This window comes from Caballeronia zhejiangensis (assembly GCF_000698575.1).
Lineage (GTDB): Bacteria > Pseudomonadota > Gammaproteobacteria > Burkholderiales > Burkholderiaceae > Caballeronia > Caballeronia zhejiangensis.
Map to the genome: position 1 here is coordinate 32,013 of NZ_JFHD01000022.1, position 23,662 is coordinate 55,674.

The following is a 23,662-nucleotide window of genomic DNA, read 5'->3' on the forward strand; positions in this document are numbered from 1 at the left end:
GACTATGGCCAAAGACGATGTTATCCAGATGCAGGGTGAGGTCATCGAAAACCTTCCCAACGCTACTTTCCGGGTGAAATTGGAAAATGGCCATGTCGTCCTGGGACATATTTCCGGAAAGATGCGGATGCACTACATCCGCATCCTGCCGGGCGACAAGGTTACGGTTGAATTGACGCCTTACGATCTGTCTCGTGCACGGATCGTGTTCCGGGCGAAGTGATTTGAAAAAAGGGTAATATCATGAAAGTGATGGCATCGGTTAAGCGCATTTGCCGCAATTGCAAGATCATCAAGCGCAAGGGCGTTGTGCGCGTGATTTGCAGCTCTGATCCGCGCCACAAACAGCGTCAAGGCTGAACGCCGCGCTTTTGCTTGCGCTTTTTGTTTGAGGAAAAACAATGGCTCGTATCGCAGGGGTTAACATCCCGAATCACCAGCATACCGAGATCGGCCTGACGGCAATCTTCGGCATCGGCCGCACGCGTTCGCGTGGCATCTGCACCGCTGCTGGCGTGGAATTTTCGAAGAAGGTCAAAGACCTTACCGACGCAGACCTCGAAAAGCTGCGTGACGAAGTGGGCAAGTTCATCGTCGAAGGCGACCTGCGCCGTGAAGTGACGATGAACATCAAGCGCCTGATGGACTTGGGTTGCTACCGCGGCATGCGCCACCGCAAGGGCCTGCCCCTGCGTGGCCAGCGTACGCGCACGAATGCCCGTACGCGCAAGGGTCCGCGTCGTGCAGCGCAATCGCTGAAGAAGTAAGCGGAACTGACAGTTACAGGAAAACGTAATGGCTAAGGCTTCGAACAACTCCGCGGCGCAACGCGTTCGCAAGAAGGTCAAGAAGAACGTCGCCGAGGGCGTGGTTCACGTTCACGCGTCGTTCAACAACACCATTATCACGATCACCGACCGTCAAGGTAACGCGCTGGCATGGGCGACCTCGGGTGGTCAGGGCTTCAAGGGCTCGCGTAAGTCGACGCCCTTCGCAGCTCAGGTCGCAGCCGAATCGGCTGGTCGCGTGGCAATGGAATACGGCGTGAAGAACCTCGAAGTGCGGATCAAGGGCCCCGGTCCTGGCCGCGAATCGGCGGTGCGCGCGTTGCATGGTCTTGGCATCAAGATCACCGCGATCTCCGACGTGACGCCGGTCCCGCACAACGGCTGCCGTCCGCCGAAGCGCCGTCGTATCTAATACGTCGACGCAACCGCATGTTGCCTGTCGATGCGCGAGTATCGGCGGGTTTCGTGCGTTAGTAAGTTTTGACTAAGCCCACCGTTCGGCCCAAAGGGTTCGGACTAGCGCAGACTGAAGTTCAACGGAAGTTTGCGTGATCAATATTTAAGGATGCAACGTGGCACGCTATACCGGTCCCAAAGCAAAGCTGTCCCGCCGTGAAGGCACTGATCTGTTCCTGAAGAGCGCACGCCGCTCCCTCGCCGACAAGTGCAAGCTCGACAGCAAGCCCGGCCAGCACGGCCGCACCTCGGGCGCGCGTACGTCCGACTACGGTACCCAGTTGCGCGAAAAGCAGAAAGTGAAGCGTATCTACGGTGTGCTGGAGCGTCAGTTCCGCCGCTACTTCGCTGAAGCCGACCGCCGCAAGGGCCCGACGGGCGAAAACCTGCTGCAATTGCTCGAGTCGCGTCTCGACAACGTCGTGTATCGCATGGGCTTCGGCTCGACGCGCGCTGAAGCACGTCAGCTCGTGAGCCACAAGGCGATCATGGTGAACGGCCAAGTCGCGAACATCCCGTCGCTGCAAGTGAAGTCGGGCGACGTCGTGTCCGTGCGCGAGCAGTCGCGCAAGCAGGCTCGTATCGTCGAAGCTCTCTCGCTGGCGCAGCAAGGCGGCATGCCGAGCTGGGTGTCGGTCGACGAGAAGAAGTTCGAAGGCACGTTCAAGTCGATGCCCGAGCGTAGCGACATCGCCGGCGACATCAACGAAAGCCTGATCGTCGAATTGTATTCGCGTTAATCGCGGCGGTAATGGATGGACAGCCGGGGAGCCTGATTGCTCGTGGCAAGAGGTGGCCTCGGCTGTTTATTTTCAGGTTGTCACCGGTCAGCCTTATCGGTGTAACGAGCCGAGGGTATTGAAAAGGAAAACCTATGCAAACCAGTTTGTTGAAGCCCAAGATCATTGCAGTTGAATCGCTTGGTGAGAACCATGCGAAAGTGGTTATGGAGCCGTTCGAACGCGGCTATGGCCACACCTTGGGTAACGCGCTTCGGCGCGTGCTGCTGTCGTCGATGATCGGCTACGCGCCGACCGAAGTGACGATCGCAGGCGTCGTGCACGAATACTCGACGCTCGATGGTGTGCAAGAGGATGTGGTCAACCTGCTGTTGAACCTGAAGGGTGTCGTCTTCAAGCTGCACAACCGGGACGAAGTCACGGTGACGCTGCGCAAGGAAGGCGAAGGCGTTGTCACGGCCGGCGATATCGAACTCGCGCACGACTGCGAGGTCATCAATCCGGAACACGTGATCGCTCACCTGTCGAAGGGCGGCAAGCTCGACGTTCAGATCAAGATCGAAAAGGGCCGCGGCTACGTGCCGGGCAACGTGCGTCGCTATGGCGAAGAGTCGGCCAAGATCATCGGCCGCATCGTGCTGGACGCGTCGTTCTCGCCGGTTCGCCGCGTGAGCTACGCCGTCGAAAGCGCACGTGTCGAACAGCGCACCGACCTCGACAAGCTCGTGATGAACATCGAGACCAACGGCGTGATTTCGCCGGAAGAAGCGATCCGCCAGTCGGCTCGCATTCTGGTCGATCAGTTGTCGGTGTTCGCCGCACTGGAAGGCACGGAAGCGGCAGCAGAAGCACCGTCGCGCGCACCGCAGATCGACCCGATCTTGCTGCGTCCGGTGGACGATCTTGAACTCACGGTTCGCTCGGCGAACTGCCTGAAGGCCGAGAACATCTACTACATCGGCGACCTGATCCAGCGCACGGAAAACGAGCTGCTGAAGACGCCGAACCTCGGCCGCAAGTCGCTGAACGAAATCAAGGAAGTGCTGGCGTCGCGCGGTCTGACGCTTGGTATGAAGCTCGAAAACTGGCCGCCGGCCGGGTTGGACAAGTAATACCAAACACAGTCGCGTAACTTGGCAAAGACGCGGATTTTGCTTTAAAATCCGCGTCTTGCTTTTACCTGACCGGCCCGTGCACGCAAATTAGGGTGCAATAGAAGAGCTGGATCAAAACTCGTTAAAGGAACTGAAATGCGTCATAAGCATGGTCTGCGGAAACTGAACCGCACGAGCAGCCATCGTCTGGCAATGCTCCGCAATATGTCGAACTCGCTGATCGAGCACGAAGTCATCAAGACGACGCTGCCGAAGGCCAAGGAACTGCGCAAGGTCGTCGAGCCCCTCATCACGCTGGGCAAGAAGCCGTCGCTCGCGAACCGTCGTCTGGCGTTCAACCGCCTGCGCGATCGTGATTCCGTCGCGAAGCTGTTCGACGTGCTCGGCCCGCGCTACGCGAACCGCCCGGGCGGCTACCTGAGCATCCTGAAGTTCGGTTTCCGCGTCGGCGATAACGCCCCGATGGCGCTGGTCCAACTGATGGATCGCCCGGAAGTCGAAGAGACGGAAGAAGTGCAAGAAGCGGAATAAATCCCGTTTTCGGTTGTTACCAGAAAGGCCAGGCTTAGAGCTTGGCCTTTTTGCTTTCTGGCTGCGACATTTCAGCGCGCCGAGGCGTAAAAGTGAGTGTCAGCCGCCGATGCTACGATACGCAATTAACCTCTCGGAGCACGCCGAGTGAACGTCCCCGTCGTTTTGATGCTGTCCACGCTGCCCGACGCCGCCGCAGCCGATGCGCTCGCGCAAGCGGCGCTGGACGCGCGGCTCGCGGCGTGCGTGACGAATCTCGGCGCCGTGTCGTCGCAATATCACTGGAAGGGCGTGCTGGAGTCGTCGCAGGAAGTGCAGTTGTTGTTCAAGACGAGCGTCGCGCGCAGCGCAGAATTGCAGCGCTTCGTCGAGGCTCGACATCCATATGAAACGCCCGAAATCCTCGTCTGGCAGGTCGATGCATCGCCGGGATACGGCCAGTGGGTCAACGCAGAAACGCAGCGTCCTCTTCATGTTTGAGTTTTCTCGCCTTGTCACGCGGCGACTTTTCGGCGCGTTTCTCTTCCTGGCGGCGTTCGCGCTGCTGTCGGGCGCCGCGCGCGCAGCCGACGATTTCCTCGAGCCCGACGTCGCGTTCAAATTCAGCGCATCCGAAAAGCCGGGCGAAGTGGACGTGCGCTACAAGATCGCCGACGGCTACTACATGTACCGTGAGCGTTTCGCGTTCGCGGTGAAGAGCGGCGACGCGACCATCGGCGCGGCGCAACTTCCGGCGGGCAAAGTTCATTTCGATCAGACGTTCAACAAGGACGTCGAGACGTATCGCGGCGAACTGATCATCCGTATTCCGGTGACGAAAGCGAACGGGCCGTTCGAGCTCGCGGTGACGTCGCAGGGTTGCGCGGATGGCGGCATCTGCTATCCGCCGATGGAGAAGGCCTATCGTGTGCGCGGCGACGCGCTCCAGCCCGCGGGCGCGGCACCGACCGCGACGACGAGCGCAAACACCGGCGACACTTGGTTCGAGCGCGCGACCAGCGCCGACTACGCGCAATCGATGCTCGAGGGCGGCGGATTCTTCACAGTCGTCGGACTCTATTTCCTTGCCGGCATGGTACTGAGCCTCCTGCCATGCTCGTATCCGATGATCCCGATTCTGTCCGCGATCATCGTCGGCGAAGGCGCGCGTGTGACGCGTTCGCGCGGATTCGCATTGTCGGTTTCGTACGTGATCGGCATGGCGCTCGTCTATACCGCGCTCGGCGTCGCTGCCGCGTTGATCGGACAAAGCCTCGGCGCGTGGCTGCAGAACCCGTGGGTGCTCGGCGCGTTCGGCCTGCTGCTCGCGGCGTTCGCCATCGCGTTGATCTCGGGCGTCGATATCGCGCTGCCCGCGCGCTGGCAAGCGGGCGTCAACGAAGCATCGCAGAAGCGCAGCGGCGGCAAGTTCGCGGCAGTCGCGGCGATGGGCGCGCTGTCCGCGCTCGTGGTCGGCGCGTGCATGACTGCGCCACTTTTCGCGGTGCTCGCGTTCATCGCGCACACCGGCAACGCTGCGCTCGGCGGCGCCGCGCTCTTCGCAATGGGCATCGGACTGGGCGTGCCGCTGCTCGTCATCGGGCTCGGCGCGGGTTCGGTTCTGCCGCGCGCCGGTGCGTGGATGGACGGCGTGAAGGTCTTCTTCGGCGTCGTGCTGCTCGCGGCCGCGCTGTGGATCGTCTGGCCGGTCATCGGCGGCGTTGCGCAGATGCTGCTCGCGGCGCTATGGCTGCTGATCGCGGCGGCATCGCTCGGATTGTTCTCGTCGGGCGCGGCGGCGCCTGTCGGTGTGTGGAAGCGGCTCGGGCGCGGGCTCGGAGCGGCATTCGCGATCTGGGCGGCGACGCTGCTCGTCGGATTGGCGGCGGGTTCGACAGATCCGCTGCGCCCGCTCGCCGTGCTGGCTTCCCGCAGCGAGCCGTCGGCGAATGCGCGATCGCAGGGCCTGATCTTCGCGCCGGTGCGTTCATCGGCGGAACTGGACTCGGCGGTCAAAGCGGCGGCGCGTCCCGCGATGCTCGATTTCTACGCGGACTGGTGCGTGTCGTGCAAGGAAATGGAGAAGCTGACTTTCTCCGACGCCCGTGTGCAAGCGCGCCTCGCGCAACTGAATCTTCTGCGCGCGGACGTGACCGCCAACAACACGAACGATCAAATTCTCCTCAAGCGCTTCAAGCTTTTCGGGCCGCCGGGAATCATCTTCTTCGATGCGCAGGGCAACGAAGTCGCGCGCGTGGTCGGGTATGAATCGGCGGATACGTTTCTGAAGAGTCTCGATAAACTGAACGGATAAAAAAAGGGCGATGCACTCGCATCGCCCTTTTGGCGCTTACACGGAAGCGCGAATGATCCGCGCCGCATCCAGCGCGAAGTACGTCAGCACGCCGTCCGCGCCCGCGCGCTTGAACGCGAGCAGCGCTTCCATCATGACCTTGTCGTGATCGATCCAGCCGTTCTGCGCGGCCGCCTTGATCATCGCGTACTCGCCGCTCACCTGATACGCGTACGTCGGGAAGCGGAACTCGTCCTTCACGCGCCGCACGATGTCGAGGTACGGCATGCCCGGCTTGACCATCACCATGTCCGCGCCTTCCTCGATGTCCATGCGCACTTCGCGCATCGCTTCGTCGGAGTTGGCCGGGTCCATCTGATACGTCATCTTGTTGCTCTTGCCGAGATTCGCTGCGGAACCGACGGCGTCACGGAACGGGCCGTAGAATGCCGACGCGTACTTCGCCGCATACGCCATGATGCGCGTGTGGATGTGGCTTTCGCTTTCGAGCATCTCGCGGATCGCGCCGATGCGCCCGTCCATCATGTCCGACGGCGCGACGATATCCACGCCCGCTTCAGCTTGGGTGCGCGCCTGCTCGACGAGAATTTCGCTCGTTTCGTCGTTCTTCACGTAGCCTTCTTCGTCGAGCACGCCGTCCTGGCCGTGGCTCGTGTACGGATCGAGCGCGACGTCGGTCAGCACGCCGAGCATCGGGAAGTTCTTCTTCAGCTCGCGCACGGCGCGCGGAATGAGACCGTCCGGATTCGTGGCTTCGCGGCCATCGGGCGTCTTGATCGACGGTTCGATCGCCGGGAACAGCGACAGCACCGGCACGCCAAGTTCGACGCATTGCTCGGCGACTTTCATCAGCAAATCGACGGACGTGCGCTCGACGCCGGGCATCGACGGCACGGCCTGCCGCACATTCGTACCTTCGACGATGAACACGGGATAGATGAGGTCGTTCGTCGTGAGGATGTTTTCGCGCATCAGACGGCGCGAGAAGTCATCGCGGCGCATCCGGCGCGGGCGATGGTGAGGATAGAAGCTCATATTTCGACTCGAATTTGGGTGGTCTTCAGGGGAGGTCGAAAACGTGTTCCGAGACGCCTAAACCCTTGCCGAACAAGCACTTGGCTGCGTCTGAAACCGCTTTGAGACAATGGTATATCATACCGATCGAGCGAGGCGCTTGCCGCCGGACTCCCCGCTTCTCCTCCCTGAGCGGGTGCCTGTCGTTATTCGATTAGGCTATTAACCCGCCGTTATGCGGCGGGTTTTTTTATGCCGGCGCGCACGCGCCGCGCTCACTCGGCTGCGTCTTCTGACGCGTTTTCGCCGGCTTCTTCCGGTATCAGCCAGCTTTCGATCTGTTCGTGAGCCTCGTCGATGCCCGTCCGTTTGAGCGCCGAAAAGAGCTGCGCCGTAAGTTCGCCGCGATAGCCCGCGTCTTTATATTCGGCGAAGGATTTCTTGGTCGCACGCAGGGCGTTCGTCATCTCCTGTCGCGTCAATTTGTCGCATTTGGTGAGCAGCGCGTGAATCGGTTTTCCGGTCGGCGCGAACCAGTCGATCATGATGCGATCGAGGTCGGTGAGCGGCCGGCGCGAATCCATCATCAGGATCATGCCGCACAGTTGCGCGCGGCTTTGCAGGTACGTCGAAAGCAGCCGCTGCCAATGTTCCTTCGCGGCGCCCGGCACTTCGGCGTAACCGTATCCGGGAAGGTCGACGAGATAGCCGACCGGCGCGGCTTCCGGACCGACGGAGAAGTAATTGATATGCTGCGTGCGCCCCGGCGTTTTACTCGCGAAAGCAAGCCGCTTCTGATTGCAGAGGATATTGATCGCCGTCGATTTACCCGCGTTCGAGCGCCCCGCAAATGCGATTTCGGGTTGCGGCGTCGGCGGCAGATCGCGCAGATGGTTGACGGTCGTGAAGAAGCGGGATTGATGAAGCAGGAATGACATGGGCGGGTCCAATCGAAAGCGCTGCGAAAACCGAAGCCTTGAGAACCCGGCAAATACTGGGCATGCCCCGACTGGCGTCTTTGCGTATAGCGGGTTATTGTACAATACGACGGATTTTTAAAGATCAGCGGGCACGCAAGACCCAAGCCGCAGGCGGCACCCACAAGGAGCGAGACAGTTTTCAGAGGCGTACTTTTGGGCCTCTTCGTTCAGCGAGTTCGGGTATCTTGCGGCGATGATCGGTCGCCGTCGTTTTTTGCAGAACCTCACATTCTCACAAGACGAAAAACAGGGTACGCGAATGAACCGACTGTACAGGTCTCTGGTGGTGATTCGGGCAGCGGCGGCTTTCGGTGCAGGTTTGAGTGGTCTGGCGGTATCGACGTCAGTGAGTGCGGCGGAGCCCGCGCAACCGGCCAAGCCGGATGTGACGCGAGGCCAGGCTATCGCGACTCAGGTGTGCGCGGCGTGTCACGCGGCAGACGGCAACAGCGCCGGCGCGGCATTTCCGCGGCTCGCGGGGCAGCACGCCGAGTACATCGTCAAGCAGTTGAAGGATTACAAGACGCAGCCGGGTGCAAAGGCACCGGCGCGCAACAATCCGATCATGGCGGGCATCGCGGGCGCGCTATCGGATCAGGACATGGTGAACGTCGCGGCGTACTTCGCGTCGCAGAAGGCAAAGCCCAATTACGCGCGCGACAAGAACGACGTCGCGTTGGGCCAGAAGATCTACCGCGGCGGCATCGCGGACAAGGGCGTGCCGGCGTGTGCGGCGTGCCACGGCGCGACGGGCATGGGCATTCCGGTGCAGTATCCGCGGCTGTCGTGGCAGTGGGGCGATTACACAGTGGCGCAGTTGAACGCCTTCGCATCGGGACAACGCAACAACAGCGAGCCGATGCACCAGATTTCCTCGCGCCTGAACGAAGCGGAGATGAAGGCGGTCGCCGACTACATCGCCGGTTTGCATTGAACGCATAGCAGTCAGCGTCCAGCGGTTCTCCATGCAGAGACGGAGAATCGCCCATACTACGAAGCCGGTCCCGGACTATCCGAGAAGACCGGCGCGAAAACAAGAAAAGGGTGGGACGTCGGTCGACAAAGACCGCCAGCGTCTCCACCCTTTTTTGCTGTCCAGCCGGAGTTTGAATGAGCGTCACCACATCGGGTTTGCAGTCGAAGTCGAGCCGTCGGGCCATCAGGCATTTCGTCGAACTCGTCAGTTCGATGCGCTTCGCCATCGCATTGCTGGTCATTCTGGCGATCGCGAGCATCATCGGCACGGTGCTTACGCAGGACGATCCGTATCCCAACTACGTCAATCAGTTCGGCCCGTTCTGGGCGGACATCTTCCGTGGCTTGAGCATCTACACCGTGTACAGCGCATGGTGGTTCATGCTGATCCTGATTTTCCTCGTGATCTCGGTGTCGCTGTGCGTGATCCGAAACAGCCCGAAGATGATCGCGGACATCAAGAGCTGGAAGGATCGCGTGCACGAAGGCGGGCTGCGCGCGTTCCATCACAAGGGCGAGTTCACGGTCACGGCCGATCGCGCGCAGACCGCCGCGACGCTCGAACGCCTGTCCGCGAAGATGGGCTACCGCTTCAAGACGCGCGAGACCGACAACGGCGCGACGCTCATCACCGCCAAGCGCGGCGCGATGACCAAGATCGGCTATATCTCGGCGCATCTGGCGATCGTCGTGATCTGTATCGGCGGTCTGCTGGACAGCAATCTGCCCATCAAGCTGCAGATGTGGATGTTCAACAAGACGCCGATCAACAGCAACGCCGTCATCAACGACATTCCGCGCGAGCATCGTCTTTCAACGTCGAATCCGACTTTCCGCGGCTACGCATGGGTGCCCGAAGGGCAGTTCGTCGGCACGGCGATACTGAATCAGCAAGACGGCTCGATCATTCAGGACCTGCCGTTCTCGATTCAGCTCAATAAGTTCATCGTCGATTACTACTCGACCGGCATGCCGAAGCTCTTCGCGAGCGATATCGTCGTCATCGATCACAAGACAGGCAAGCGCATTCCGGCGCGCATCGAAGTGAACAAGCCGTTCACGTATGACGGCATTTCGATCTATCAATCGAGCTTTCAGGACGGCGGCTCGAAACTCGAAATGACCGCCTGGCCGATGACCGGCGGCAGCGCGAAGACCGCGCCGTTCAGCGGGACGATCGGCGGCACGGCGCCCATCGGCGCGCAGTTCGCGGGCGCGCAGGGCGAGACGGTCGAGTTCACGGATTTCCGCGCGATCAACGTCGAGAACATGACCGACGGCAGCGGCGCGCCCGACGCGCGCGGCGTCGGCAAGAAGGAAACGCTGCGCGATGCATTCGACGAGCGCCTCGGCTCAGGCGCCAAAACGTCGAGACCGACGGATCTGCGCAATATCGGCCCGTCGGTGCAATACAAGGTGCGCGGCACGGACGGCCAGGCGCGCGAATACAGCAACTACATGGTGCCCGTGGACGTGAGCGGCCAGCGTATGTTCCTCGCGGGCATGCGCCTGAGCCCGAACGATCCGTTCCGCTATCTGCGCATTCCCGCCGACGATCAGGGCACCGTCAAACAGTGGATGGACCTGCGCGCCGCGCTCGCGACGCCGGCGACGCGCGCCGAAGCCGCGCATCGTTTCGCGTTGCGTTCGGTGCCGCAGGAAAACGGTGAACTGCAGAAACATCTGGAGGAAAGCGCCGTCCGCGTGCTGAATCTTTTCGCAGGCGCCGATGAAACCGGCAAGGCGACGACGAATCCGCAGATGATTGGCGGTTTCCAGAGCATCGCGATGTTTATCGACAAATCGGTGCCGAAGGGCGAGCAGGAGAAAGCCGCCGGCCTGCTGATGAGGATGCTCGAAGGCGCGATGTGGGACGTATGGCAGATTTCCCGAGAGCAAAACGGCCAGCCCGCGGCTAAAGTGGACGATAAGAACGCCGCGTTCGTGCAATCGTCCATCAACGCGCTTTCCGACAGCTTTCTGTACGGTTCGCCGGTCTTTCTGCAACTGGACAACTTCAGGCAAGTGCAAGCTTCGGTATTCCAGTTGACGCGCGCGCCGGGTAAAAATCTGGTGTATCTTGGCAGCCTTCTGCTGGTCGTCGGCATTTTCGCGATGTTTTACGTGCGCGAACGCCGGCTCTGGTTCTGGCTCAAAGATACGGGCCAGGGCGGCGCGAGCGTGCTGATGGCGATGTCCACCGCCCGCCGCACGTTCGATTTCGAGAAAGAGTTCGTGCGTACGCGCGCGCAGATCGCAGCGGCGCTCGGCGTGAAGCCGGAAGTACCGGCCGATCCGTCCCCGGCGCAAAACGCGCACCGGCATTCGCAAACCGAGACCCCGAACTCGGAAGTTTCAACACGGTAAGATCATGGACCTCACACAGACTTCCTCCCACGCCTCCGCCAAGACGGAACGTCCGGCATCGGGGCTTCCCGATGTCGCCGAGTTCGACGATCGTCCGTTCCTGCGCAGGCTCACGCTGATCGACTGGCTCTTCGCCCTCGCGATGGTCGCGGGCGCGGGTTTCGCGCTGAACCGCTATCACGCGTACATGGACGTGTACGACACGGCCGTGCTGGTCGGCGCCGTGCCGACGTTCGTCGTGCTCGGCTGGCGCTGGAAACCGGTACGCCTGCTGATCGCGTTGATCGCGGTGTTGTCGCTTTTCTCGATCCAGCTCTATCAGCACGACCTCGCTCGCGCCGACACGAACTTCTTCCTCAAGTACTTCCTGTCGAGCCAGTCCGCGATCTTGTGGATGAGCGCGCTCTTCATCCTCGCGACGCTCTTCTACTGGATCGGCCTTGCGACGCGCTCGCAGACGGGCGGCGCGATCGGCTCGCGCATGACGTGGGTCGCGGTGCTGATGGGCTTCACCGGCCTGATGGTGCGCTGGTACGAGTCCTACATGATCGGCTCGGACGTCGGCCATATTCCGATTTCGAATCTGTACGAAGTCTTCGTGTTGTTCTGCCTCATCACGTCGCTGTTTTATCTCTACTACGAGCAGCATTACTCGACGCGCGCGATGGGCGCGTTCGTGCTGCTCGTCATCAGCGCGGCGGTCGGTTTCCTGATGTGGTATTCGATCGCGCGCGATGCACAGCAGATTCAGCCGCTCGTCCCCGCGCTGCAAAGCTGGTGGATGAAGATCCACGTTCCGGCGAACTTCATCGGCTATGGCAGCTTCGCGCTCTCGGCGATGGTCTCCGTCGCGTATCTCGCGAAGCAGCGCGGTTTCATGGCGGACCGCCTTCCGTCGCTCGAAGTGCTCGACGACGTGATGTACAAGTCGATTGCCGTCGGCTTCGCGTTCTTCACCATCGCGACGATCCTCGGCGCGCTGTGGGCGGCGGAAGCGTGGGGCGGCTACTGGAGCTGGGATCCGAAGGAAACCTGGGCGCTGATCGTCTGGCTGAACTACGCCGCGTGGCTGCACATGCGCCTGATGAAAGGCCTGCGCGGCGCCGCCGCCGCATGGTGGGCGCTGACGGGCCTGATCGTCACGACCTTCGCGTTCCTCGGCGTCAACATGTTCCTTTCGGGCTTGCATAGTTACGGCAAGCTCTGATCGGCAGCGTCGAATCGAAAAAGACCGCCATGCGTGACGAGCGCTGGCGGTTTTTTTTCGTTTTGCGGTGGAATACTGGCATCCAATCTGCTGTTTTCTCCGTACAAGAATGAACGGAAGGAGTCACGCTTCATGTGGATCAAACAAGGCCGTAATCTGTACGGCGATGACATTGCGAGTCACGAAATCACGCCGCGCGACGTGTTCGAGAATCGCCGGCGCACGCTTCGTTCGCTCGGCGCGCTCGCCGCGACAGGACTCGCCGGCGCGAGCGGCCTCGCCCACGCGACGCTGACATCGCCCGACGCCAAAGGCCAGAAGCTGGCCGCGACGACCAACCCGAAGTTCGTCGCGCTCGACAAGCCGACGCCGTTCAAGGACATCACGAGCTACAACAACTTCTACGAGTTCGGCACCGACAAGGACGATCCCGCCGCCCACGCCGGCACGCTGCGTCCGCGGCCGTGGAAAGTGTCCGTCGAGGGCGCGATCAAGAATCCGAAGGTCTACGACATCGACGACATTCTCAAGCTCGCGCCGCTCGAGGAACGCGTGTACCGGCTGCGCTGCGTCGAAGGCTGGTCGATGGTGATTCCGTGGATCGGCGTGTCGTTGTCGGAGCTCATCAAGCGCGCCGGGCCGACGGGCAACGCGAAGTACGTGCAGTTCATCACGCTGGCCGATCCGTCGCAGATGCCGGGACTTTCGACGCCGATCCTCGAATGGCCGTATTCCGAAGGTCTGCGCATGGACGAGGCGATGAATCCGCTCACGCTGCTGACCGTCGGCTTGTACGGCGAAGTGCTGCCGAACCAGAACGGCGCGCCGGTGCGTGTCGTCGTGCCGTGGAAGTACGGTTTCAAGAGCGCGAAATCGCTGGTGAAAATCCGCTTTGTCGAGAAACAGCCGCCAACGAGCTGGAATCTCTACGCGCCGAGCGAATACGGCTTCTTTTCGAACGTGAATCCGAATGTCGATCATCCGCGCTGGAGTCAGGCGACGGAGCGGCGCATCGGCGAGGACGGCTTCTTTCAGCCGAAACGCAAGACGCTCATGTTCAACGGCTACGGCGATCAGGTCGCGTCGATGTATGCCGGCATGGATCTGAAGAAGAACTTCTGAACGATGTCGTCCGCTTCCCAGATCAAAAGCGCGCGCGTCGCGACGGGACCGCGATGGATCGTTCCGGTCAAGATCGTCGTGTTCGTCGCGATGCTGTTTCCGCTCGCACGTCTCGTGCTGCTCGGCGCGACGGGCGGCCTGGGCGCGAATCCGATCGAATTCATCACGCGCTCGACCGGCCTCTGGACGCTCGTGTATCTGTGCATCACGCTCGCGATCACGCCCGTGCGCCGCCTGACGGGCGTGACGGCGCTCGCGCGCTTTCGCCGGATGATCGGTCTCTTCGCGTTCTTCTTCGCCGTACTGCACTTCACGACGTACATCTGGTTCGACAAATGGTTCGATGTCGCCGCGATGCTGAAGGACATCGGCAAGCGGCCGTTCATCACGGTCGGTTTCGCGGCGTTCGTGCTGCTGATTCCGCTCGCGGTCACATCGCCGAAAGCGATGGTGCGCAAGCTCGGCCGTCGCTGGCAGACCTTGCATCGCGCGATCTATCTGATCGCCGCGCTCGCGATCCTGCATTTCTGGTGGATGAAGGCGGGCAAACACGATCTCGAACTGCCGAAGATCTACGGCTCGATCGTGATCGTGCTGCTCGGCTGGCGCGTGATCGCCTGGCTCAAAGCGCGACGCGCATAAAAAAAGCGATGCTTGTCAGGGCATCGCTTTTTCGTTCGAAGCGCGGCGCTTCAGTCCGGCAGAATCGATTCGCCGGCGAACAGCTGCTTCACTTCCTCACGCTCGCGCACGAGCCGCGCGCGTTCCCCATCGACCATGATTTCGGCGGCGCGCGGACGCGTGTTGTAGTTTGAGCTCATCACGAAGCCGTACGCGCCCGCCGAGCAGATCGCGAGCAGATCGCCGGGCGCGATGGACAGCTCGCGATCGCGTCCGAGCCAGTCGCCGCTTTCGCATACCGGACCGACGACATCGTATGTATGCGCTTTCTCGTCGCGCTTCACGACCGGCACGATGCGATGAAACGCCTCGTACATCGCAGGACGCGCGAGGTCGTTCATCGCGGCATCGACGATGGCGAAGTTCTTTTCCTCGCCCGGCTTCAGGAACTCGACGCGCGTCAGCAGCACGCCCGCGTTGCCGACGAGCGAGCGCCCCGGCTCGAAATACACTTCGCGCTGACCGTGGCCGCGCTTCTCGATGTGATCGAGCAGCGTCTTCACGAACACGCCGATATCGGGCGGCGTTTCGTCGTCGTAGGTGATGCCGAGACCGCCGCCGACATCGACGTGACGAATGCTCATGCCGTCCGCTTCGATCTGCTCGACGAGTTCGAGCAGCTTGTCGAGCGCGTCGAGATACGGGCTGATTTCGGTGATCTGCGAGCCGATATGGCAATCGATGCCGACGACATCGAGATTCGGCATGGCATGCGCTTGCGCGTACGTCGCGCGCGCATCGCTGAACGCGACGCCGAACTTGTTCGACTTGAGGCCGGTGGAGATGTACGGATGCGTTTTTGCATCGACGTCGGGATTCACGCGCAGCGAAACCGGCGCTTTCTTGCCGAGCGACTTCGCGACTTCGTTGAGCGCGTGCAACTCGGGAATCGACTCGACGTTGAAGCACTTGACGCCCGCTTCGAGCGCCTCGCGCATTTCGGCCACCGTCTTGCCGACGCCCGAAAACACCGTGTTCTCCGCCTTGCCGCCGGCCGCGAGCACGCGCGCGAGCTCGCCCGACGACACGATGTCGAAGCCCGCGCCCATGCGCGCGAACACGTTGAGCACCGCGAGATTGCTGTTCGCCTTCACCGCGACGTGCACCGTTGCCTTGCGGCCGGCGCAGGCATCGGCGTAAGCGTGATAGGCGCGCGTGAGGGCATCGCGCGAATAGACGTAGAGCGGCGTGCCGAACTGGTCCGCGAGCGACGCGGCTGAGACGCCTTCGACGTGCAACACGCCGTCGACGTAGTGGAATGCGGAATCACTCATGCGTGGAATCGAAAGTGCGCCACGAAGGCGTTAAGGCTCGAGGATCAGTAAGCGGACGACGCGGCTTTCGGCGCCGATGCACCATTGGGACTGGTTTTGAGATCGGTCTCGGGCGAAAGCGAGAGCGGCTGTCTCGATGCCGTTTCGCTGTCCGCAGCGACGTTCGAAGGCGGCGTATTCTGGAGGTCGTTGGGACGTTGCGGCAGCGGCGGCACTCTTGGCAGATACAGCGGACCGCGTTGCCCACAACCGCCGAGCGAGAGCGTTGCCGCGGCGCCGATGCTCAAAGCCGCTACAATCGCGCTCATCTTGAAAACGACTCGCATGACCGTCCCTATACGTTTAATCGATGGAGTTTAGCATGACAGACCAGGAATACCTGACGCTGGCGGAGGCCGCGCTGACGGCCATCGAGCGCTCGGTGGACAACGCCGAAGCGGACATCGAATTCGAGCGCAGCGGCAATGTGCTCACGCTGGAATTCGAGAATCGCACGAAGGTGATCGTCAACTTGCAGCCGCCGAAGCACGAAATCTGGCTCGCGGCGAAGGCGGGCGGATTCCACTACAAATACGTCGACGGCGCCTGGCGCGACACGCGCGACAACAGCGAATTCTTCGCGACGCTGAGCAAATATTCGAGCGAGCAGGCCGGCGAGCCGATCCGCTTCAAGGCATAAATCGAGGCGTAAAAAAAACGAGCGGCCTTTCGGTCCGCTCGCTTTGCTTTGCAGGGGCCGGGTTACTGCCCCTTGAACAGATTCATGATGTCCTGCTTTTCCTGCTCGCCAACCTCGGGCGCGGGCGCAGTCACGCCTGACACGCCTTCCTGCGGCGGCGCCTGGCTCACACCGATCGTTGCGACGAAGCCGCGGCCCGGCGTCATGTCGTCGTAGTACAGCTCGTTGCCGAGCGACGTGATATCGGGCGGCATCATCGGCTTGTACTCGGGCACGCCCTTCAGCGCGCGGCCCATGTAATCCATCCACACCGGCAGCGCAAGACCGCCGCCCGTTTCCTTGTCGCCGAGGCTGCGCGGATTGTCATAGCCGATCCACGCGATCGCCACGAGCGTGCGCTGATAACCGGCGAACCACGCATCGCGCGAATCGTTCGTCGTGCCCGTCTTGCCGGCCAGATCGCCGCGCTTCAGTTGATTCGTCTTCGCGCCCGTGCCGTGCTGCGCGACGCTCTGCAACAGGCTGTTCATCACGAAAGCGTTGCGCGGCGTGATCGCGAGCGGCGCGCTTTGCTGCGCGACGAGCGGCTGCGGATGCGACACGACGCGCCCGTACGGATCGGTGATATCGGCGATCAGATACGGATTCACACGATATCCACCGTTCGCGAACACCGCGTAACCGGCTGCCATTTGCAGCGGTGTGACGAGGCCGGCGCCGAGCGCCATCGGCAGATAAGCGGGATGACGGTCCGCATCGAAGCCGAAGCGCGTGATGTACTGCTGCGCGTACTTCGTGCCGATATGACTCAGGATGCGGATCGACACCATGTTCTTCGAGCGCTGCAACGCGGAGCGCATGGTCATCGGGCCGTCGAAGCCGCCGCCGTAGTTCTTCGGCTCCCACGCCTGGCCGCCCGTCTCGGCGGCGCTGAAGAAAAGCGGTCCGTCGTTGATGATCGTCGCGGGCGAGAGACCCTTTTCGAGCGATGCCGAATAGATGAACGGCTTGAAGCTCGATCCCGGCTGGCGCCATGCCTGCGTGACGTGATTGAACTTGTTCTTGTTGAAGTCGAAGCCGCCGACGAGCGCACGGATCGCGCCGTCCTGCGGCACCATCGACACGAGCGCGCCTTCGACTTGCGGCAATTGCGTGATGATCCAGTCGCCGTCGTCGTCCTTCATGAGACGCACGATCGCGCCCGGACGAATGCGCGAGTTCGGCTGCGCGCGCGACGAGAGCGCGAACTGCACGAAACGCAGATCGTTGCCGCTGATGGTTGCCGTGTTGCCGTCGATGAAGCTCGCCTTCACTTCCTTCGGACTCGCCGACGTCACGACCGCCGCGACGATCTCGCCGTTGTCGGGATGCTCGGCGAGCGCATCGTCGATGGCCTGCTCGCGGTCATCCGCGTTCGCCGGCAGATCGATGTAACCTTCCGGCCCGCGATAGCCGTGCCGGTGCTCGTAATCCATCAGGCCCTTGCGCACCGCGCGATACGCGGCGTCCTGGTCGGCGGAATCGATCGTCGTCACGACATTCAGGCCGCGCGTGTACGCTTCTTCGCGGTATTGCGCGTACAGCATCTGACGCACCATTTCCGCGACGTACTCGGCGTGCACACTGAATTCGCGGCCCTGTCCCTTCACGACGAGCGGCTGCTGCACGGCCTGCTCGTACTCAGCCTGCGTGATGAAGTTCAGCTCCCGCATGCGTTGCAGGATGTACTCCTGCCGCACCTTCGCGCGCTTCGGATTGACGACCGGGTTGTACGCCGAGGGCGCTTTCGGCAGACCCGCGAGCATCGCCGCCTCGGCGAGCGAGACGTCCTTCAGATCCTTGCCGAAATAGACCCGCGCCGCGCTCGCGAAACCATACGCGCGCTGCCCGAGATAGATCTGATTCATATAGACCTCCAGAATCTGATCCTTCGTCAACGCGCGCTCGATCTTGTACGCGAGCAGCATTTCATAAATCTTGCGCGTGTAGGTCTTCTCGCTCGACAGGAAGAAATTGCGCGCGACCTGCATCGTGATCGTGCTCGCGCCTTGCGACGCGTGGCCGTTGGTCAGGGCGACCGAGCCCGCGCGCAGAATGCCGGTGAGATCGACGCCGCCGTGATCGTAAAAGCGCGCGTCTTCGATGGCGAGCACGGCTTTTTTCAGATGATCGGGCACGTCCTGAATGCGCACGACACTGCGGCGCTCTTCGCCGAATTCGCCGATCAGAACGTGATCGGCCGTGTAGATGCGCAGCGGCACCTTCGGCTTGTAATCGGTGAGCGCTTCGAGCGACGGCAGGTTCGGCATCGCAACGACGAGCGCGTAGCCGAGCACCAGACCCGCGCAGACGACGAGCGCGAAAACGCTGACGAAAAATCCGAGCATGAGCCTCCCCCACCATGGGCGTTTGGCTTTTTTCGGCTTCTCGGGCGGCGTGGACGGCGGGTTGGACGGGGAAGAGGATTGCATAGCACCACCAAAAACAGTCACGCGATTATAGCTGCCCGGGTTTCGGACTTTTCTTGACGCACACGGCGCACGCTGCCGCCGTGTGCGCCTGCACACGCGTCTGCCGTTGTCTTCAAGATACGCGCGATCCTGCGCGGAAGCATCCCTCCGACGCGAGCGTTGGCCATTCGGCCGAGTGTTCGCCGCGATCGGCGCTCGCGACAATTCTTCCGACATCAAGCGCCCGAACGGTTCGGTGCGCGATCGAATGGAAGGAGCGGTCATGAGCAAGGAAAACATGCTGCGCGGCACGATGCTGACGGTCACGCGGCGCTACGCGGCGGGCATCGACGTGAGCGAGGACGCGGTGCGCCTCGCCATCGTGAGCAGGCGGTTGAGGGCGAATGCGGCGGTGTGTGTCGAGCATCTGGAGTCGGTGGCGCTGCCGTCGGGTGCGGTGGTCGGCGGCGATTTCGTCGATCGCGCGCCTATCGTCGCGGCGTTGCGCGAGGCGTTCGGGCGGCTGCCGGAAAGCGGCGCTTGGCGTGCGCTGCGTTGCGCGATGGGCTTGCCGTCGTCGGCGACGCTTACGACGCAAGTTCCGCTCGCCCGACTCATCGACACCCACGAGCAGCTCGCAGCCCCGATCGGCGGCGATCCGCGCGGCTTGCTCGAGCCGGCCGTACTCGCCGAAGCCGAGCGCGCGGCGGGCATCGAACGCGGCGCGCTGGCAGTCGACTGGTCCGTGCAGACGCGGGAAGACGGCGACGCGCTGGTCGCGATAGCGGCGACGGCGCGGCGACGCGTCGAGGCGCGAGTCGAGACCGCGGCGGAGGCGGGCATCGCGCTATCGGCCATCGACAGCGAGCCGGCCGCCGCATTGCGCGCGATGCGCCATGCAGGTTCCGTCGAACTGGACGCCGACGCGCGCTATCTCGTCTGCTGGCTGGAAAGCAGCGGCTTGCACGGCTGGCTCGTCGGCTCGCGCGGCGTCGAAAACGAAGTCCGGTATCCCGCGCCCGAGCATCGGAGCATTTCGGACGCGTTGCACGAACTCGCTGGCGAACACGCGCCGCTCGATTGCATCTACGTCGGCGGGCAGATCGAGTTGATGGCGCACGCGGGCCTTCCGCTTCCCGTGCTCGGCAAGACTTTCGGCTGCGCGGCATTGCCGTTCGAAGCCGCGCCTTATTGCAACGGGGTGGCCGAGATTCAGACGGTGCACAAGCATTCGCCGCGTTTCGCGGTTGCGGTAGGCCTGGCGTTGCGCGAGGTGATGCAATGAACGCTGCCATGCTCGACGGATTCAATCTGTTGCCTTATCGCGCGCGAAAGCGACGCGAGCTACGGCGGCAGCGGCTCGCGCTGATCGGCGCGGTGACGCTCGCGGGCTGCGCGGCCGTTGGCGCCGTCGCTGGCCGCGACTTGTTCGAGCGCGCGCGACTGGATGAACGGCGTGTCGCGCTGGAGACGTCGCTGCGTGCTTCGAGCGCGCAGATCGACGAACACGCACGGCTCGTGCGCGCAGAAAGCGAACGGCGGCGCGCGCGTGAGGCCGCGCAGCCGTTGGCGTTGCCGCGCGAGCGTTTCCTCGCGCTGCTCGAAGCGCTCGCCGACTCGCCTCTTCAACGCGGCGTCGCGCTTCAACGCGTGTCGCAGCGAACGAATGAGGTCGAGCTGGCGGCGCTCGCACCCGATTCGCAGGCAGCGTCGCAATGGCTCAAGCGGCTGGAGCGCCTGCGCGGCGTGCAGGCGGTGGAAGTGATCGAAATGAAACGGCGCGCGAACGGAATTCCGTCGACGCAGCCTGCCAGGCGCGCTGCATCGACGGCCTCCGACGAGCACGCCGCGCGATTCGAGTTCGTCGCGCTGGTGCGCTATGCGCCGGATCATTCGCGCGATGAAACGGCGTCGCGTCAGGCACGTCCGGTTTTGGCGGCAACGCAGGGGGAACGCCCATGAGCACGATTCCGATGGACATCGCCATGAAGACGCGCTCGCGCGGCGCGCTCTCCATCCTGCAACCGCTCGACGACTGGTCGAGGCGACGGACCGCGTGTGTCGCGCTCGCGTTGAGTGTCGTCGTGTTTGCGTTCGGCCTGCGCGCGTGGCGCATGTCGGACGCGAGCCGGCTCGATGAAAGCCGCGTCGCGTTGGCCGCGGCACAAGCGAAGGCGCAGGACGCGGCGCGCATTGCCGACGAACTGTCCGGCTTGCGAGCGCGCGCGTCGTCGGGGCGCCTCGATCCGGAGCACTGGAGCGCCGCCGACGCGTTGCGCGCGGTCGCGGATCTGGCCGCCCAGAGCGGCGTGCGCGTCGCGGACATCGAGCCTGTCGCCGTCAAAGGCGGGGCGCCGAAGCAGCGAGAGCCGTTTCCTGAGCGCGCGCTCAAGCTGCGCGCGGACGGCAGCTTCGCGGAGCTACGGCGCTTTCTCGATGCGCTCGCCGGCCTGCCGCGACTCGTCGTTCCCGAGAACGTGCAGATCAAGCGGCAGGCGAACGCGCTCGCCATCGAAGCGACATTGCGCATCTTCGAAACGTTGCCGGCGGTCGCGCCCGCCGCAGTGTCGCGCGCCAACGCGTTCGTCATCGATCCGTTCGGCAGCGCGGACGCCGCCGCGCAGGGAAGCGACATGCTGCTGGTGGGCACGTTCGTCGCACGGGTCGCGCGATGGCGCTTTTGCAAAGCGGCCGCGACGTCGACAGCTTCGCGCCGGGGCAGAAAATCGGCGACGAACGGCTCGGGCGCGTCGTGCCGCGCGCAATCGAACTCGCCCGAGAAGACGGCATGTCGCGCAAGCTGACTTTCGCGGAGGATCGCACGTGAGCCGGTTCGCGAAGCTTTCAGGCAGATTCATCGGAATGGCGGCTGCGCTGTCGATGTCTGCGCACACGGCGTTTGCCGCCGATAGCGCCGATGCGATCGTCCCGCCGCTTCCGCCGCTGCCCGCATCGTTCGACGCGCAGGCTGTCGACCCGCCTATCGTCGCGACGTCCGACGCGCAGCCCGCGAAGCCCGCGGCGGAGCAGGCGGAAACGGAGAAGACAGAAACGGCAGAGGCGCTGGAAGGCCCGCCCGTGCCTTTGCCGAAACTCGAGCGTCTGAGCGACGCATCGCAGAGCGACGACGACGGCAAGCCGATCACGCTCGATCTGAAAAACGCCGACTTGAGCGCCGCGCTGCACGCATTCGCGCGCTTCACCGGCCTGAACATCGTCGCGAGCGAAAAGGTGCGCGGACAAGTGTCGATGAATCTCGTCGCCGTGCCGTGGCGGCGCGCGTTCGACACGTTCCTCGAAGTCCACGGACTCGCGATGGAGCGGCACGGCAATGTCATTTGGGTCGCGCCGCTCGCGGAACTGGCGGCGCGCGAGAAGCTGCGGTTCGAGGCCCACGCGCGCGCCGCGGACCTCGAACCGCTCGCGAGCCGTACGTTCGTGCTGCGCTATTCGCGCGCGGAAGAGCTGCGCAAGATGCTGTCCGGCTCGGGCAGCCAGCGCGTGCTGTCGAAGCGCGGTTCCGCCATCTCCGATGCCCGCACGAATCTGCTCTTCATCACCGATCTCGACGCTCGCGTGCGGCAGATCGCCGAACTCGTCGCGCTGATCGACAAGCCGACGCCGCAGGTGATGATCGAGGCGAAGATCGTCGAGGGCGAGGCGGGACTGTCGCGCAATCTCGGCGTCAAGCTGGGCATCGCGGCGCAGAACGATCCGGCGACCGGGTTCGCGGGCGGCGCGGACGGTGTGGTATACGATTTGTCGGCGGGGCCGATCAACGGTTTCGACGCGGCGACGGCCGGGCTCACGTTGTTCGTCGCGCAGGCCACCCGGCTGCTCAACGTGCAACTGAGCGCGCTGGAGGCGCAAGGGCGCGGACAAATCGTTTCGCGGCCGCGCGTCGTGACGGCGGACCGCGTGAAGTCGATCGTCGAGCAGGGCATGGAAGTGCCGTATCAGGCGAAGGTTGGCAATGGCATGTCGGGCGTGCAGTTTCGGCGCGCAACGCTCAAACTGGAGGTTGAGCCGCAGATCACGCCGCATGGCCACGTCATTCTCGATCTCGACATCACGAAAGACAGTGTCGGCGAGCAGACGGCGAACGGGCCGGCAATCCATACCAAGCATATCCAGACGCGCGTGGAAGTGGAAAACGGCGGCACCGTGGCGATCGGCGGCATTTATTCCGATGACGAACACGAAGACACGACCGGCGTGCCGGGACTGTCGAAATTGCCGCTGATCGGCTGGCTGTTTCGCAACGACGCGCGGCGCAGCTCGAAGAGCGAGCTCGTCATTTTGATTACGCCGCATGTGATCGCGTCGAGCGGCTAGGCCCGTCACGAGGGCCGCGAAACTCGACAAAGCGGGCGGTTTGCCCTTAAGCTGCCGCACGAACAAATTGCATCGAACTAGAAGGAAACCGAGTTGCAGGAAGGGCACGCGAACGCGAACATTTTTTTCGTCGGACTCATGGGGGCGGGTAAAACCACCGTGGGACGTGCGGTTGCGCGCCGTCTGCAGCGCTCCTTCATCGATTCGGATCATGAGATCGAGGCGCGCACGGGCGCCCGCATTCCGGTGATCTGGGAACTCGAGGGCGAAGCGGGTTTCCGCCAGCGCGAGGCGAACGTCATCGACGAGCTGTCGCAGCGCGATGGCATCGTGCTCGCGACGGGCGGCGGCGCGGTGCTGCGCCCCGACAATCGCGAACATCTGAAGAATCGGGGCATCGTCATCTATCTGCGCGCCAATCCGCACGATCTCTGGCAGCGCACACGGCGCGACAAGAATCGCCCGCTGCTGCAGACCGAAGATCCGCGCGGCAAGCTCGAAGCGCTCTTTCAGGCGCGCGATCCGCTGTACCACGAATGCGCGCATTTCGTCGTGGAAACCGGACGGCCGACCGTGAACGCGCTCGTCAATATGGTCCTGATGCAACTGGAGGTCGCCGGCGTCGTCAAACCGGCCTGAAGATCACATGTCCGCC

Annotated in this window: 25 protein-coding genes; 20 read left to right on the forward strand and 5 right to left on the reverse strand. The window is 62.9% G+C overall.

All coding sequences use genetic code 11. The features are described 5' to 3' along the window. Nucleotides 1-4 precede the first annotated feature (4 nt). The 9 genes from infA to dsbD all read left to right on the forward strand — a co-directional run bounded on the left by infA (nt 5) and on the right by dsbD (nt 5,923). Entirely contained in the window at nt 5-223 is a 219-nt protein-coding gene (infA, locus tag BG60_RS23925) for a translation initiation factor IF-1 (RefSeq protein WP_004521905.1), read from the forward strand. Nucleotides 224-243: 20 nt separating this feature from the next. Then, a complete protein-coding gene (gene rpmJ, locus BG60_RS23930; RefSeq protein ID WP_004199844.1) occupies nt 244-360 on the forward strand; it encodes a 50S ribosomal protein L36 in 117 nt (38 codons plus the stop codon). Nucleotides 361-401: 41 nt separating this feature from the next. Continuing rightward, on the forward strand, nt 402-767 hold the full coding sequence (gene rpsM / locus BG60_RS23935) for a 30S ribosomal protein S13 (RefSeq protein ID WP_008344037.1): 366 nt from the start codon (nt 402-404) through the stop codon (nt 765-767). 28 nt (nt 768-795) lie between these two features. Next, nucleotides 796-1,200 carry a 30S ribosomal protein S11 gene (rpsK, locus tag BG60_RS23940; protein ID WP_006052224.1) on the forward strand — a complete coding sequence of 135 codons (405 nt, stop codon included), beginning with the start codon at nt 796-798 and terminating at the stop codon, nt 1,198-1,200. Nucleotides 1,201-1,360: 160 nt separating this feature from the next. Beyond that, on the forward strand, nt 1,361-1,984 hold the full coding sequence (gene rpsD / locus BG60_RS23945) for a 30S ribosomal protein S4 (RefSeq protein WP_008344042.1): 624 nt from the start codon (nt 1,361-1,363) through the stop codon (nt 1,982-1,984). A gap of 134 nt (nt 1,985-2,118) precedes the next feature. Beyond that, nucleotides 2,119-3,096, forward strand: a complete 978-nt coding sequence (locus BG60_RS23950) for a DNA-directed RNA polymerase subunit alpha (protein WP_008344045.1) — start codon at nt 2,119-2,121, stop codon at nt 3,094-3,096. 138 nt (nt 3,097-3,234) lie between these two features. After that, nucleotides 3,235-3,630: a 50S ribosomal protein L17 gene (rplQ, locus tag BG60_RS23955; protein ID WP_008344047.1), complete on the forward strand. Its 396-nt coding sequence runs from the start codon at nt 3,235-3,237 to the stop codon at nt 3,628-3,630. 147 nt (nt 3,631-3,777) lie between these two features. Beyond that, the gene (cutA, locus tag BG60_RS23960) at nt 3,778-4,110 is read left to right on the forward strand and encodes a divalent-cation tolerance protein CutA (protein ID WP_008344049.1); all 333 of its coding nucleotides are present in this window, start codon (nt 3,778-3,780) and stop codon (nt 4,108-4,110) included. Then, nucleotides 4,103-5,923, forward strand: a complete 1,821-nt coding sequence (gene dsbD, locus BG60_RS23965) for a protein-disulfide reductase DsbD (protein WP_008344051.1) — start codon at nt 4,103-4,105, stop codon at nt 5,921-5,923. The genes cutA and dsbD overlap by 8 nt, the downstream gene beginning before the upstream one ends. Nucleotides 5,924-5,959: 36 nt before the next feature. Here the strand turns inward: dsbD and hemB are convergent, their stop codons facing one another. After that, a complete protein-coding gene (gene hemB, locus BG60_RS23970) occupies nt 5,960-6,958 on the reverse strand; it encodes a porphobilinogen synthase (protein WP_008344053.1) in 999 nt (332 codons plus the stop codon). 254 nt (nt 6,959-7,212) lie between these two features. Beyond that, the gene (gene yihA, locus BG60_RS23975) at nt 7,213-7,875 is read right to left on the reverse strand and encodes a ribosome biogenesis GTP-binding protein YihA/YsxC (RefSeq protein ID WP_008344055.1); all 663 of its coding nucleotides are present in this window, start codon (nt 7,873-7,875) and stop codon (nt 7,213-7,215) included. Between the two features lie 301 nt (nt 7,876-8,176). On the opposite strand from yihA, the gene BG60_RS23980 reads away from it, so the two are divergent. From BG60_RS23980 to msrQ, 5 genes are all read left to right on the forward strand, one after another. After that, nucleotides 8,177-8,851, forward strand: a complete 675-nt coding sequence (locus BG60_RS23980; protein ID WP_033536975.1) for a c-type cytochrome — start codon at nt 8,177-8,179, stop codon at nt 8,849-8,851. Between the two features lie 176 nt (nt 8,852-9,027). Then, nucleotides 9,028-11,259: a cytochrome c biogenesis protein ResB gene (locus BG60_RS23985; RefSeq protein WP_034473112.1), complete on the forward strand. Its 2,232-nt coding sequence runs from the start codon at nt 9,028-9,030 to the stop codon at nt 11,257-11,259. A 4-nt stretch (nt 11,260-11,263) separates the two neighbouring features. Next, nucleotides 11,264-12,466, forward strand: coding sequence for a c-type cytochrome biogenesis protein CcsB (gene ccsB / locus BG60_RS23990; protein WP_008344060.1), 1,203 nt, complete (start codon nt 11,264-11,266; stop codon nt 12,464-12,466). Between the two features lie 132 nt (nt 12,467-12,598). Continuing rightward, nucleotides 12,599-13,588, forward strand: a complete 990-nt coding sequence (gene msrP / locus BG60_RS23995) for a protein-methionine-sulfoxide reductase catalytic subunit MsrP (protein ID WP_008344063.1) — start codon at nt 12,599-12,601, stop codon at nt 13,586-13,588. A 3-nt stretch (nt 13,589-13,591) separates the two neighbouring features. Further along, on the forward strand, nt 13,592-14,230 hold the full coding sequence (gene msrQ / locus BG60_RS24000; protein ID WP_008344065.1) for a protein-methionine-sulfoxide reductase heme-binding subunit MsrQ: 639 nt from the start codon (nt 13,592-13,594) through the stop codon (nt 14,228-14,230). Between the two features lie 50 nt (nt 14,231-14,280). On the opposite strand, the gene lysA is transcribed toward msrQ, so the two are convergent. Together lysA and lptM are read right to left on the reverse strand one after the other, a co-directional pair. Continuing rightward, nucleotides 14,281-15,543 carry a diaminopimelate decarboxylase gene (gene lysA, locus BG60_RS24005; RefSeq protein WP_008344066.1) on the reverse strand — a complete coding sequence of 421 codons (1,263 nt, stop codon included), beginning with the start codon at nt 15,541-15,543 and terminating at the stop codon, nt 14,281-14,283. A 44-nt stretch (nt 15,544-15,587) separates the two neighbouring features. Beyond that, entirely contained in the window at nt 15,588-15,869 is a 282-nt protein-coding gene (gene lptM, locus BG60_RS24010; protein ID WP_034473113.1) for an LPS translocon maturation chaperone LptM, read from the reverse strand. A 35-nt stretch (nt 15,870-15,904) separates the two neighbouring features. On the opposite strand from lptM, the gene cyaY reads away from it, so the two are divergent. Beyond that, nucleotides 15,905-16,222, forward strand: a complete 318-nt coding sequence (cyaY, locus tag BG60_RS24015) for an iron donor protein CyaY (protein WP_008344070.1) — start codon at nt 15,905-15,907, stop codon at nt 16,220-16,222. Nucleotides 16,223-16,284: 62 nt separating this feature from the next. On the opposite strand, the gene BG60_RS24020 is transcribed toward cyaY, so the two are convergent. Next, on the reverse strand, nt 16,285-18,693 hold the full coding sequence (locus tag BG60_RS24020) for a penicillin-binding protein 1A (RefSeq protein ID WP_034473115.1): 2,409 nt from the start codon (nt 18,691-18,693) through the stop codon (nt 16,285-16,287). A gap of 262 nt (nt 18,694-18,955) precedes the next feature. Here BG60_RS24020 and pilM point away from each other — a divergent pair, with 262 nt between their 5' ends. The 5 genes from pilM to BG60_RS24045 all read left to right on the forward strand — a co-directional run bounded on the left by pilM (nt 18,956) and on the right by BG60_RS24045 (nt 23,646). Next, nucleotides 18,956-19,957, forward strand: a complete 1,002-nt coding sequence (gene pilM / locus BG60_RS24025; RefSeq protein WP_034473128.1) for a type IV pilus biogenesis protein PilM — start codon at nt 18,956-18,958, stop codon at nt 19,955-19,957. Further along, a complete protein-coding gene (locus BG60_RS24030) occupies nt 19,954-20,634 on the forward strand; it encodes a fimbrial assembly family protein (protein ID WP_033536969.1) in 681 nt (226 codons plus the stop codon). Before pilM ends, BG60_RS24030 begins: the two co-directional genes overlap by 4 nt. Next, nucleotides 20,631-21,476 carry a type 4a pilus biogenesis protein PilO gene (gene pilO, locus BG60_RS24035; RefSeq protein WP_241484881.1) on the forward strand — a complete coding sequence of 282 codons (846 nt, stop codon included), beginning with the start codon at nt 20,631-20,633 and terminating at the stop codon, nt 21,474-21,476. Before BG60_RS24030 ends, pilO begins: the two co-directional genes overlap by 4 nt. Nucleotides 21,477-21,552: 76 nt before the next feature. Next, nucleotides 21,553-23,007, forward strand: a complete 1,455-nt coding sequence (locus BG60_RS24040; protein ID WP_241484882.1) for a type IV pilus secretin PilQ — start codon at nt 21,553-21,555, stop codon at nt 23,005-23,007. A gap of 93 nt (nt 23,008-23,100) precedes the next feature. Then, complete coding sequence (locus BG60_RS24045) at nt 23,101-23,646, forward strand: shikimate kinase (protein WP_008344080.1); 546 nt, start codon at nt 23,101-23,103, stop codon at nt 23,644-23,646. Nucleotides 23,647-23,662: the final 16 nt, after the last annotated feature.